The sequence below is a fragment of the Silvibacterium sp. genome, assembly GCF_047605705.1.
Taxonomy (GTDB): domain Bacteria; phylum Acidobacteriota; class Terriglobia; order Terriglobales; family Acidobacteriaceae; genus Silvibacterium.
Genome location: NZ_JASGFD010000019.1, coordinates 43454 through 55702, shown reverse-complemented (window position 1 = coordinate 55702; position 12249 = coordinate 43454). Strand labels below are relative to the sequence as shown.

At 61.6% G+C, this 12249-nt stretch carries 8 protein-coding genes; 3 read left to right on the top strand and 5 right to left on the bottom strand.

Annotated features, from left to right (window positions below; all coding sequences use genetic code 11):
* The first annotated feature begins 294 nt into the window (after positions 1-294).
* Positions 295-495, top strand: a complete 201-nt coding sequence (locus QM649_RS09070) for a cold-shock protein (RefSeq protein WP_415198711.1) — start codon at positions 295-297, stop codon at positions 493-495.
* Positions 496-644: 149 nt separating this feature from the next.
* Here QM649_RS09070 and QM649_RS09065 read toward each other — a convergent pair whose 3' ends face one another.
* The gene (locus tag QM649_RS09065) at positions 645-2540 is read right to left on the bottom strand and encodes a glycoside hydrolase family 35 protein (protein ID WP_415198710.1); all 1896 of its coding nucleotides are present in this window, start codon (positions 2538-2540) and stop codon (positions 645-647) included.
* 709 nt (positions 2541-3249) lie between these two features.
* Here QM649_RS09065 and QM649_RS09060 point away from each other — a divergent pair.
* Both QM649_RS09060 and QM649_RS09055 read left to right on the top strand, forming a co-directional pair.
* On the top strand, positions 3250-6660 hold the full coding sequence (locus tag QM649_RS09060) for a carboxypeptidase regulatory-like domain-containing protein (protein ID WP_415198709.1): 3411 nt from the start codon (positions 3250-3252) through the stop codon (positions 6658-6660).
* A 414-nt stretch (positions 6661-7074) separates the two neighbouring features.
* The gene (locus QM649_RS09055) at positions 7075-8127 is read left to right on the top strand and encodes a DUF4185 domain-containing protein (RefSeq protein WP_415198708.1); all 1053 of its coding nucleotides are present in this window, start codon (positions 7075-7077) and stop codon (positions 8125-8127) included.
* Between the two features lie 72 nt (positions 8128-8199).
* Here the strand turns inward: QM649_RS09055 and QM649_RS09050 are convergent, their stop codons facing one another.
* The 4 genes from QM649_RS09050 to QM649_RS09035 form a co-directional block, all read right to left on the bottom strand.
* The gene (locus tag QM649_RS09050; protein WP_415198707.1) at positions 8200-8874 is read right to left on the bottom strand and encodes a hypothetical protein; all 675 of its coding nucleotides are present in this window, start codon (positions 8872-8874) and stop codon (positions 8200-8202) included.
* A 5-nt stretch (positions 8875-8879) separates the two neighbouring features.
* Positions 8880-9182 (bottom strand): PadR family transcriptional regulator, encoded by a 303-nt coding sequence (locus QM649_RS09045; RefSeq protein WP_415198706.1) that lies wholly within the window; start codon positions 9180-9182, stop codon positions 8880-8882.
* A 251-nt stretch (positions 9183-9433) separates the two neighbouring features.
* Positions 9434-10951 (bottom strand): efflux transporter outer membrane subunit, encoded by a 1518-nt coding sequence (locus tag QM649_RS09040; RefSeq protein ID WP_415198705.1) that lies wholly within the window; start codon positions 10949-10951, stop codon positions 9434-9436.
* A gap of 2 nt (positions 10952-10953) precedes the next feature.
* Positions 10954-12249, bottom strand: coding sequence for an efflux RND transporter periplasmic adaptor subunit (locus QM649_RS09035; RefSeq protein WP_415198704.1), 1296 nt, complete (start codon positions 12247-12249; stop codon positions 10954-10956).

The following is a 12249-nucleotide window of genomic DNA, read 5'->3' as shown; positions in this document are numbered from 1 at the left end:
GACTGGCCGTCCGGCCTTTCGCCTTCGGCCTCCGCTCCCTCTGGTCGTGGCCTTGCAGGCTGCGGGGGGTCCACATTTCGACTGGAAATGTGGGCTTTCGGTGACTTTTTTGTGTCGTTGCGGGGCTATTCCGGGTGTAAAAAACTTTTAGGGTATCGGCGAAATGCGGCAGGCCTGATAGACTCTGGGTGATCGTAGAATTCGATTGGTTTTTTGCGTGTTCCTTGTAACCCCTTGGTCCGCATTTATTCCACATTGCGTTCGCCGGTACATCGGAAATTGAGGGATATACAAATGGAACAGGGCATTGTTAAGTGGTTCAATGACGCGAAGGGTTTTGGCTTCATCAGCCGCCAGAACGGTGAGGACGTATTCGTTCATCACACCGCGATCCAGTCGTCGGGCTTCCGCTCGCTGGCCGAAGGTCAGCAGGTCGAGTTCAACGTGACCAAGGGCCAGAAGGGCCTGCAGGCCGAGAACGTTCGCGCTCTGTAAAGATTTCGCGAAGCTAAACAACAAGAGCGGCCTTTGGGCCGCTCTTGTTGTTTTTGGTGCAGGCTGGGTGAGGTCTGTGCTTCCCATTCAAGCCGCATGAGGCGCGGCTTGAATGGGCCACCCGAGGGTTGGTTTGTTGCTTTGTGAAGCTACTTCACCGAGGGCGGTGCGATCACTGCGCCGTCGAGGTAGGGATGGTCCAGGCCCCAGAGTTTGGCTCCGGGCTGGCCTTGCAGGTCAAGTACGACGACCTCGTTCTTGCCTTTGCGCAGCCAGGGGCCGGGCAGATAGAGCGCTTTCTGCGGACCTACGTTCCAGACTCGGCCTAAGTTATGTCCGTTGACCCAGACCTGTCCTTTGGTGAAGGCGCTGGTGTCTAAGAACGTATCCTTCTGCTCGGTAGCATCGAAGCTTGCGTGATAGAAGCAGACGCCGGTGCAGGGCTCGCTGGTGAAGGCCAGCTTTTGCGGCGCATCCGTGTCGGGATAGTCGATGGGCAGGGAGTAGTTATCCCAGCCGGTCAGTGTGGCTACTGCGCCCTTGCTGTCCTTGACCGTGACGCCGGTGAGCAGGCCTACGCGTTCGCCGGGGATGGCCTTGCCATAGTTCACACGTGCAGTATTTTCGACCAGGATGTCGAGGCGCGCCTTACCTGACGGGATATCGATGGGCAGGGTGTGCTGGTCGTAGCGGCGGTCGATAGTGCCGAGCAGGCGTCCATCGATGTAGACCTGCGCGTAGCTGTGGAGCTTGCCGAGATTGAGCTCGCCTTCGACGGGTCCCTCAAGCGTGGTGCGGTAGAGCACGTAGCCGTAGGCCTGGTCGAGCGCCTCCATGTTGAGCGGCTGCTCGGAGTGGACGGGCTTCGGCAGTGTCTTCCATAGCGAGATGGCGCCGGTCACGGCGAAAGGCGCGATGGCCTGCGCGGGCGCGACTTCCGGAATCGGCGGCGGCTCGTGGCCGGTGGCCTCGGCAATGGTCTTGCGCAGCAGCATGTACTTCGGCGTGACGCGGCCACTCTCGTCGAGCGGAGAGTCATAGTCGTAGCTGGTGGTGTCTGGCTGGTAGTTCTTGCCGTCGGAGTTCGCGCCCTCGGCATTGGCGCCGTTCATCCAGCCGAAGCTGGTGCCGCCGTGGAACATGTACATGCTCAGCGAATAGCCCTGCTTGAGCATCCAGCTGACTTCGTCGGCTTCCTGCTGCGGGCTGCGGGTCTCATGCGGCGATCCCCAGTGATCGAACCAGCCGGCCCAGTACTCGCCGGACATGAACGGGCCCTGCGGGCGCAGCTTGTGCAGCTTTTCGAACTCGCCCTTGGCTTCGCCGGTGCCGAAGTTGATGACGGCGGGCAGCTCAGGCAGCGAGCCCTTGGTCAGCTCGTCGGCGCCGTCGGCGGTGTAGAGCTGCGCCTTGGTGAAGCCGGCCTCGACGAGGGTGTGGTGGATGTCCTCCATGTACTCGTGGTCGTCACCGTAAGAGCCGTATTCGTTCTCGACCTGGACCTCGATGATGGGACCGCCGTTGCCGATCTGCAGCGGTGCGACCTCCTTGCCGAGGCGCAGGAGCCAGCTGTGCGCGGCGGCGAGGAACTTGGGATCGCGCGAGCGGACCTTCATGTCGGGGTCCTTGAGCAGCCACGCGGGGTAGCCGCCGAATTCCCACTCAGCGCAGGCGTAGGGGCCGGGGCGCAGGATGACGTAAAGGCCTTCCTGCTGCGCCTCGCGCACGAACTCGGCGATGTCCTTGTTGCCGGAGAAGTCGTAGACGCCGGGCGTGGGCTCATGCTCGTTCCAGAAGACGTACGTGGTGATGGCGTTGAGGCCCATGGCCTTGGCCAGCTTGAGGCGCGAGCGCCAGTATTCGCGCGGCACGCGGGCGTAGTGCATCTCGCCGGAGATGATCTGGAAGGGCTTGCCGTCGAGCAGGAACTGACCGTTCTCGACCTTGAAGGAGTGCGCGGAGTCCGATGTGGTTTGGGCAGAAAGGAACGTGCATCCGCCGAAAGCGAAGGCGGAAAGGAGAATCGCGGATGATAACGGTTTCATTCTGGATTTCATGCGGTGTGGATAGGGTAGCAAAAGCCAGGTGCCGGGGGTAGGGAATGCATGCAGGATCGCTATACCTGGCCCATCTCTTCCCGAATCTCTTCCGTAGAAGGCTGCGCAATGGTTCGTTCGGTGTTGGCACAGATTATGAAGTGCTGCGGATGATGCTGGCTCCGGAAGCTCCCTGATCTGTGAGCCGAAGAGCCGCAGATTCCTCCACTGCGCGAGACGATGAGGCTGTCTCGCTTCGGTCGGAATGACACTTCTTCTAAAAGTCCTGACCAATACGGTCCCTGTTCCCGCGCTATCGATTTACTGAAAATCTGCACTTTGATTGACCGCATGCATGGATGCGCTTGCTTTTTCGCGTGCCGATGCAGCCCATGTGTTTTATGTCGCCCGGGTTTTCTACAAAGGCGCATCTCGCCGGATACGCACAAAATCCTTCACTTGTAGGTTACGAGGCAATTAATAGCTGCATCGGCAGCATCCAATTGCGAGAATGCCAACGCCATCGTTTCCGCGGGGCACCCGTATCCCGCGAAATCCATATGCCGACGCCTTGGTAAACGTTTTTGTTTTTGGAGGTTAGTAAATGACCGGAACCCATCCCCTGGGTTTGATCCGGAGCTGCCTGTGTGCAGTGCGAATCCGGAAATTCAAATCGACAAATGCTCTTTCGATTCTAGGAGGGGCAATTGCCCTTCTCATGTTCAGCAATTTCACCGCGCCTCGTCTGATGGCGCAGGCTGTCACCGGCAGCATCGTGGGTACAGCGACGGACTCGACCGGGGCGGTTGTGCCCAATGCGACCATCGTGGTCACGGACGAGAGCAAGGGCACGAGCCAGACCGTCACGACGAATGCGAGCGGCAATTATTCCGTCTTCCGTCTTGTTCCCGATTCTTACAGCATTCAAGGCACGGCGCAGGGCTTCGGTCCTGCGAATGTCGGCAATGTGGCCGTGACCGCGGGCAATACTGCGCAGATCAACCTGACCTTCGGCGTTGCGGGTGCTTCGCAGACGGTTACGGTGACTGCGGCTCCTGCTCCGCTGCAGACCGACAGCGCGGATGTGCAGACGGAGTTCACCAGCCAGCAGCTGCAGGATCTTCCGAACCAGAATCGCAACTTCACGGACTTCGCACTGCTGACGCCGGGCGTGCAGCGTGCTTCGTTCGCGATTGCGCCGACGGAGAATCCGCAAGGCACGCAGGGCCTTGAGGTGAACGGCTCGAACTACGGTTCGCTCGGCTACTACCTCGACGGTACGGATAACCGCGAGCCGGTGGACGGCATTATCGTCATCAACCCGACACTTGATTCGTTAAGTGAATCGAATGTGGATACGGAAAACTTCCCGGCCGAATTCGGCGGCGCGCTGGCGGGTTTCGTCTCGGCGCAGACGAAATCGGGCAGCAACCAGTTCCATGGCGACGCCTTCCTGTATCGCCGCAGCGATGCACTGGAAGCACGCGATCCTTTCACGGAATACCAGGCGGATGCTGTCACCGGTGCGTACATCCCTTCGCAGATGTACAGCGAGTTCGGTGGATCGTTCGGCGGCCCTTTCCTGAAGGACAAGGCATTCTTCTTCATGGATTACCAGGGCACGCGCCAGAAGGTCGGCACGAGCCTGCAGGAGAATGTTCCGACAGCGGAAGTGCGTAACACCTGCCTGGACGCGACGAGCACGTATTGCGATCTGTCCCAGTACGGCGGCAGTGCCACGACGGCGAACAGCCTGGTGACGTCGCAGGGACGCGCGCTGCTGAGCGCTCTGCCTGCGCCGAATGTCGCCGGCACCTCTGTGACCAATAACTATGTTGCCTCCGGCAACGGCAACAACAATGGCGACGTGGCCGATCTTCGCCTGGATGACCAGGTGACGAAGAGCCTGCACGCTTTCGGCCGCTATGACTTCGCGCGCTTCTCGCTGCTGGGTGAGCCGGTCTTCGGCGCCGCAGGTGGCACGGGGTTTGGTCTGGGTAACACCACCGGCACGGATCTGGTGCAGAACCAGAGCGCCGCGGTGGGCTTCGACGATGCGATCAGCTCGAGCCTGCTGACGGACTTCCGCTTCGGCTTCCTCGACTATCACGTTTCGGAAAACAAGATCGACAACGGCACCACGCCGGCGACGGCCGATGGGATTCCGAACCTGAACACGGATCTCTATAACTCATCCGGTTCGCCGACGTATAACGTCGAGGACGGCTCTATTTCCAACTTCGGCACCCAGGGTTGCAACTGCCCGCTGACCGAGAGCGAGCAGGTCTTCCAGGTGAATAACAACTGGACCAAGACCTGGGGCAACCACTCCTTCCGCTGGGGCGCCGATCTTCGCTACGCGATGAACCTGCGCGATGCCAGCGATTACAACCGCGCGGGCGAACTCACCTTCAACGATGCGACGGGCGCAGGTTCCGGTATCGCCGCAGTCCTCGAAGGCCAGATCGCCGAGTTCCAGCGCTTCGATGTCTATAAGGACAGCGCGGCCACGCACCAGAAGCGCGGCGGCTTCTACGCGCAGGATACCTGGCGCGTGACTCCGAAGCTGACGCTGAATTATGGCGTTCGCTGGGACATCATCTTCCCCGAGACGGTGAACAGTCCGGGTAACGGTGGCTTTACGAATCTTCAAAGCGGCTACATCCAGGTCGCAGGCTACGGCGGCTTTGGCACCAACGGCGGCGAGGGCGTGGATCTCACCAACCTCGGTGGCCGCTTCGGTTTCTCCTACCAGGCGAAGCCGGGTACGGTCATCCGCGGCGCAGTCGGCCAGGTCTATGACGATGTAGGCTTTTTCGGCACCATCTTCGGCACCGCGCTGGCGGAGAACATCCCCACCGTGACTGCCGAGAACGTGGGCAGCACGAGTGCGACCACGTCGGCCTATAGCTACAGCACGATTCCGGCGCAGACCGCACCCTGGAACATTCCGGCCAACGGTCTGATTCCGCTCATCGACGGCATCAGCTACGACATTCGTCCGCTGAACAAGCTGGTTCTGCCCAAGGTGGACCAGTTCAACCTGAGCGTCCAGCAGCAGATTGATGCGAACACCACCGCAACCATCGCGTACATCGGCAACATCGGTGAGCGCGTCTATCCAAGCGAGACTGCGGGCTTCAACCTGAACCAGTACCGTGTGGAGACGGCCGGCAGCGACCTGACGCAGGACGAGCGCCGCCCATACTACGGCCGGTACTCCAACATCTACAACGGCACCGTAGAGACGTGCTGCTCCAGCGCGACTCTCGAGTCTGTCGAACCCAGTGCTCGCTCCTACTACAACGCGCTCCAGACCAAGGTGGACCGTCGTTTTTCGCACGGCTTCCAGCTCTCGGCGAACTACACCTGGTCGCGCGCGATCAACTACAACGGCACGTACTTCGCGATTGATCCGCACGTGGAAAAGGGACCGAGCGACACGAACCGCAACAACGTGTTCGTGCTGAGCGGCCTGTATGAGCTACCTTTCGGCAAGGGCAAGCTGATCGGCGGCAACAGCGGGCGGCTGGTGAATGAGATCATCGGCGGCTGGCAGTTGGCCGGTACCACGACGTGGGAGAGCGGCCTGCCGTTCACCCCGACCTATGCCGAGTGCGGCGACGACGAAGATGTGGACTCGAACTACAGCAGCCCGTCTACGTCGAGCGATTGCCGTCCGGACAAGGTTGGCAACGGAAGCGGCGTGGGATCCTTCGTACACAGCGCTTCGAGCTTCGATCCGGCGATCCATGGCCGCCGCATCTTTACCCCGGTGGCTCCGCTTACGTCGAATGGATCGCAGTCCGGACCGTTCCTCCGTCCGGCCTACGGCACCTTCGGCAATGTGGGCCGCAACTCGCTGCGCGGACCTTCGGACTACTTCGCCGATGCGTCGATCTTCAAGAACTTTGAGATCGCGAAGAGCGTGAAAGGTCAGTTCCAGCTCCAGGCGTTTAACGTGTTCAATCACGTGCCGCTTGGGGTGCCGAGTGCGGCGAGCGCTCGCTGCGTGGACTGCTCGACTGCGGCGGATGCCGGCGTGGTCACGGCAGTGGACACGGCGATCTCAGCCTCGGGCCAGCCCTACATGCGTCAGCTGCAGTTCGGTGCGAAGATCCAGTTCTAAGCAAACCTGCTGCGTTGGAATCACCACAAAGACCGCCCTTATGGGCGGTCTTTGTGCGTTCAGGAGGAATTACGGATGCCAGGTTGTATCGACATACTTTTTCAGCCTCTTGGCACGATTCTTTAGAAGAAGCGTGCCATCCCTATCGGAGCGAGACGCCTCTTGTCTCGCGCAGGGCGACCGCCTTCAGCCTCCGCTTTTCTTGATCACGAGCCGGGGTCTGTTTCTTCCCGCCCAGGCAGAGCTTGGACGGGGCACCCGAATTCTCGCTCGATTGAGAGGAACTGCAGGTTCCTCCACTCCGCTCCCTGCGTTCGCTTCGGTCGGAATGACAGCTTTGAGGTGAAAATAGCCGCAACATGAGTATGCCGGTATGCCCTAGGATTGGGTTGCCGTTCAGGAGCCATTCCGCACATGCACAGAATCGTTCTAGCCGCTGTATGGATTGTGGTGTGTTTTTCTGCGGCGCACGCGCAGAGTGGGGCTTCGTGGCCGGAGGCGGACAGGCTGTTTCACGCCGATCCTCGATGGCTGGGCGCGGATGGCGCGTTCTCGGTTGATCTGGGTGAAGGGCGAGTGCTCTGGATCTTCAATGACTCGTTTGTGGCAAAGCGGCAGGGCGATGACAGGAGGCACGCCGCATTTGTGCATAACACAGTTGCAATTCAACAGGGCTACGATCCATCCCGTGCGACGATCCACTTTTATTGGCGGACGAAGCAGGGTGCGCCATCGGAAATCTATCCCAACGAAGGCGATGTCTGGATGTGGCCGAGCTCCGGCATACGCGTCGGAAGCCGTCTGCTGCTGTTCGCCACACGGGTCGGAGCCGATCACGCACCGCATTCACTGGGATTCAAGCTGCTGGGGTGGAATGCGTATTGGGTGGACAATCCGGACGAGGAGCCATCGGCATGGACGCTGAGAGTTGTGGAGCAGAGGAACGATGCAGTCGTGATGGCGTCATCGCTTGTCCGCAAAGGCGCGTATGTGTATGCCTTCGGCGCGAGCGAGCCGCAGCATGATCTCTACGTGGCCCGCATGCAGGCGAGTTCTCTCGAGAAGGGAGAGCTGGGCACGATAGAGTGGTGGACCGGCAGCGGGTGGGATGCCTCGGACGCGAAACGCAAGGCGATTGCTTCGGATACGGGAACGGAGACGAGTGTGCAGGCCGATCCGCGCGGGGGCGGATATATCGGGGTGTACAGCAAGGGGTTCGGCGGGAGCATCATCGTGATGCAGACGGCGAAGGAGCTTACAGGCCCGTGGAGCGCGTCGATGCCGCTCTACAGGCCTCCGGAATCCGATGCGCCCGGTGCCTTTGTCTATGCGGGGAAGTCGCATGCGGAGTTGCAGGGAGCGGACCTGGTGCTCACCTACGCAGCAAATGGCCCGGACGAGAAGGTTCTCGGCGATATGCGGCTTTACTTTCCGCGTTTTGTGCGGGTGAATCTGAAGCAGCCGTGAGTGGGAATGTGATTCCCATCTCTTGGAATCGAGAGGTGGGGCACCCGCCCGGAGATTCTCAAAGGCTTTGCGTCAGTATCCGTTGAGCAGTGCATCGACCTGTGCGAGCTGGCGCTGTTTGGTGCGATAGAGATTCAGTGCGATGGCGACCCATGCGACCCCGCCGAGCGCAACGATTCCGAGCAGGATGGGAACTGCTTTGACCATGTAACCGAGACTCGCCAATATCACGGAAAGCGAGAACAGATTGCAGGCCGTGAGAGGGATGGAGCGCGCCAGTTCGTCACGATAGAAACGGATGATTGCGCCGGGATCGTCACTATCAGGGACATTGGGCTCCCGGGTGCGTTGCCACTGTATGAAGGCTCCGCTGAGCTGGCCTGCGACGAATAAGCTGATCGCGACAGAGTCTTTGCGGTGCAGTGCTCCGGGTATGTAAGCCGCTGCGGTGAAGACCTGGCTCATCCAGCCCAGGTTTCTGCCCAGCCAGGTGTTGTTCATCAGATGCCGCCGGCGGGAGGCGTGCTTCTCTGCCGCGGCTGTGAGGGCCTGCATGTCCTGGATCGGCGCAGGGCGATAGTGCGCGAGCACGCGCAGGCTGCCGAAGGCCCATCCCAGGGCGTGCCAGTCGTTCTCAATGCAATCGAGTTCGGCGGCGATGGCCTGGGCCCAGGGCTTCGATCCGGGGGAGGCGTATCTCACGGTGAAGCCTGCCAGCTGCTGTGCTGCCCTGCGAACGATGCTCATGGCTTTCACACTCCGAGGATGGGTTTGCGTGTGTTGACTGTGATCCGCGCATCCGCCCACTCGCGCGCCACGCGCACGCCGTTGGCGGTGAGACGGTACAGGTGACGGGGCGGGCGTCCGTTCTCCGGTGAGTCCTCCCACTTGGTTTCGAGCAGCTGTTGCTCGGCAAGGCGGATGAGCAGCGGATAGAGCGTGCCGGACTTGAGGCCGGTGTCGCGGCTGATGTCGTAGCCGTAGCGCCATTCGCGCGATGAGCGCAGCAGTTCGCCGAGAACCAGAGCTGTCTGCGGAGTGCGTCGCAGCTTCATGGCTCTAAATCTACATATGTAGATTTAGGTTGTCGAGCTTTTCCTTGCCCACGTCTCAGAGGCGAGACGTGGGGCACCCGGGGGGAGATTCTCGCTCGATGGAGAAGAACTGCAGGTTCCTCCGCTTCGGTCGGAATGACAGTGTTTTTGTATTTCTCTTCGAACTTTGAGCAAAAGTAGAGCGCAAAAAAATCCGGCCCGATGATCCGGGCCGGTTGTGTCTCGCTCATTTGTAACGATTGCCGTTACAATTACATCTTCGGCAGCTTGCTGGTGTCCCAGCCTCCGCCCAGTGCCTTGATGAGCAGGATGCTGGCTTCGAGGCGGCGCTGCATGATGGTGAGGTCGTTGCGCTGGTTGTTCAGTGCGGCGGTCTGCCAGGTGACGACCTGCAGGTAGGTGTCAACGCCGCCTTCGTAGCGGGTCTGGAAGAGGTCGAGCGACTGCTCGGCGGCTTCCGTGGCCTGGTGCTGCTGATCGGCCTCATGCGCGAGCACGCGCAGCGCGGCGAGATTGTCCTCGACCTGCTGGAAGGCGGTGAGGGTGGTCTGGCGGTAGTTGGCGACGGTCGCGTCATACTGCGCTTCCGTCATCCGCTTGGTCGACTTGCGGCGGCCGGCGTCAAAGAGCGTCTCGGAGAAGGTGGGTCCGACGGCCCAGAAGCGCGAAGGCCAGTTGAACCAGTTGAGCGCCGAGGTGCCCTGCAGGCCGAGCAGCGCGCTGAGCGAGAGCGTGGGATAGAACGCAGCCTGCGCGATGCCGATCTGTTCATTGGCCGCGGCCATGCGGCGTTCGGTGCCGGCGATGTCCGGACGGCGCTCGAGCAGCTCCGCGGGCAGAACGGCGGGGATGTTGGGGATGACGGGCGCCTGCTGGTTGATCGGGATCGGCGCGAGCGTGAACTCGGCCGGAGCCTTGCCGATGAGCACGGCGATGGCGTGCTCATACTGCGTGCGCTGCACCTCGATGTCGGTGAGCTGCACCTTGGCCTGATCGAGCTGGGTCTGCGCCTGTGCGACGTCGGACTTTGGCGCGGCGCCGCCTTCGAAGCGGTCCTGCGTGAGCTGGAGCGCCTGCTGGTAGGCCTTCACCGTGTCTTCGAGCAGACGGGTCTGCGCGTCGTCGGTGCGCAGGCCGTAGTAATCCATGGCCAGTTCGGCATGCAGGCTGAGGCGGACGCTTTCGATGTCGGCATCCTGCGCCTGCGCCTGTTCGCGGGCAGCGGTGACGCCGCGACGGATGCGTCCCCAGAGATCAACTTCGTAGTTGAGGTCGAAGGGCATGTTGAAGTTGCCTTCGCCGTCATTCACGATCGTCGAGTAGGGCTCGTGCGCGGAGTCGCGCAGGGCGGCAACGGTCGGTGAGACGCCGATGGTCGGCGCCTCATAGGAGCGGGCGTAGCCGATCTGCGCGCGGGCGGCCTGGAAGTTCGACTCGGCGGCCTTCAGGGTCTGGTTCGCGGTGTCGACCTGGGTTTCGAGCTGGTTCAGCTGGGCGTCGTTGAAGGCGGCCCACCAGTCGCCCTTGGAGGCGGTGTCGGCGGGCTGCACGGGCTTCCAGCCGTCCTGATTTTGCGCAGAAGGATCGTGCGCGGCCGAGTCCTGTGCCGCCTTGTCGGGCGCAGGCGGCTGCTCCTTGAAGGCAGGCGGCGTGGGGACGCTCGGGCGCACGTAGTTCGGTCCCACCTTGCAGCCGGCTACAAACAACGATGCCGGGAGCAGTGCGGCGGCCATCAGCGAGGCCGCGCGGAGAAGTGAGGCGTGTTTCATGATTAGGCTCCCTTCGAGACGCGCACCTGCTGATCCTGCGCGAGCGAGTCGGAGGGGTTGAGGATGACTTCGTCCTGATCGGTGAGGCCGGAGGTGATTTCGACGGTAGCGCCGTAGTCATGGCCGATGGTGATGGGGACGAGATCGACCTTGCCGTTGCGGACGACGCCGACGCGCAGGCCTTCGGCGCGGAAGAGCAGCGCATTCGAGGGCAGGGTGAGCGAGCGGTCTTCAGCGGGCACAGGGATGTGCACGAAGGCGTACTGGCCGGGCAGCAGCTTGTGATCGCGGTTGTTGATGTCGACTTCCACGTTCAGGGTGCGGCTGCTGGCGTCGATGGCGTTCGAGTTGCGGACGACATCGCCTTCGAACTTCTGGTTGGGCGCGGCGTCGGAGGTGATGACGACCTTGTCTCCGTTGTTCACGAAGCGGGCATCGGCTTCCGGCACGGGGACGAACATACGCAGCCTGTCGGTCGAGGCCATGTGGAAGAGCTCGGCACGCGGCGAGGAGGAGTCCCCGGCCTGGATGAGCGAGCCGATGTCGATGTTGCGGGCGGTGACGACGCCGTCAAAGGGCGCGTAGACCTTCTCAAAGCCCTGCAGCTGCTGTACGCGGCCGAGGTTGGCCTGGGCGGAGGCAAGCGCCGACTGCTTGGCGGCGTAGTCGCTGGTGGCCTGGTCGGCTTCCTGGTGCGAGACGGCATTCTTGGCCAGCAGCTTCTTCCAGCGGTCGGCGGTGATCTGCGCGATCTCGAGGTTGGCCTGCGCGGTGGCGAGATCGGACTTCGCCTGCTGTACCTGCTGGTCGAGTTCGGGCGTTTCGATCTCGGCGAGGAGCTGGCCCTGCTTCACGTGCGCGCCGATGTCGAAGTACCACTTCTTGATGTAGCCGTTGGTGCGGGCGAAGATGCCGGTATCGATGTAGGCCTGCGTGTTGACGGGCAGGACGATCTCGAGGGCCTTGGCGCCGCGCGACGGCGTGGTGACCTGGACGCTCTGGATGGCGTCTTCCGCGGTGACCTGATCGAGTTTGGCTTCGTCGTGGTGACGCGAGCCGATGCCGATCACGACGAAGACCACGATGGCGATGGCGACGATGCCGAGACCGACGAGAAACGCAGGGCTCAGACGGCGGTTGGGGTCGACGACCACGGTGGGCTCTTCGGGCGCGGGGCGGGGAGCGTTCTGAGCGTGGTGCTTGCGCTCTTCGGAGGGCACGCTCTCCCTCGCATCGCGGGTACCTTCCTGGTTGTCGAGCATCATCTGGTTGTGCCTGCTTTCTGATGAATGATCCAT

Excerpts from the sequence above, each read along its gene's own strand:
- QM649_RS09070 (WP_415198711.1), top strand. The coding sequence starts at position 295 with ATGGAACAGGGCATTGTTAAGTGGTTCAATGACGCGAAGGGTTTTGGC.
- QM649_RS09065 (WP_415198710.1), bottom strand. The coding sequence starts at position 2,540 with ATGAAACCGTTATCATCCGCGATTCTCCTTTCCGCCTTCGCTTTCGGC.
- QM649_RS09060 (WP_415198709.1), top strand. The coding sequence starts at position 3,250 with ATGTTCAGCAATTTCACCGCGCCTCGTCTGATGGCGCAGGCTGTCACC.
- QM649_RS09055 (WP_415198708.1), top strand. The coding sequence starts at position 7,075 with ATGCACAGAATCGTTCTAGCCGCTGTATGGATTGTGGTGTGTTTTTCT.
- QM649_RS09050 (WP_415198707.1), bottom strand. The coding sequence starts at position 8,874 with ATGAGCATCGTTCGCAGGGCAGCACAGCAGCTGGCAGGCTTCACCGTG.
- QM649_RS09045 (WP_415198706.1), bottom strand. The coding sequence starts at position 9,182 with ATGAAGCTGCGACGCACTCCGCAGACAGCTCTGGTTCTCGGCGAACTG.
- QM649_RS09040 (WP_415198705.1), bottom strand. The coding sequence starts at position 10,951 with ATGAAACACGCCTCACTTCTCCGCGCGGCCTCGCTGATGGCCGCCGCA.
- QM649_RS09035 (WP_415198704.1), bottom strand. The coding sequence starts at position 12,249 with ATGGATCATTCATCAGAAAGCAGGCACAACCAGATGATGCTCGACAAC.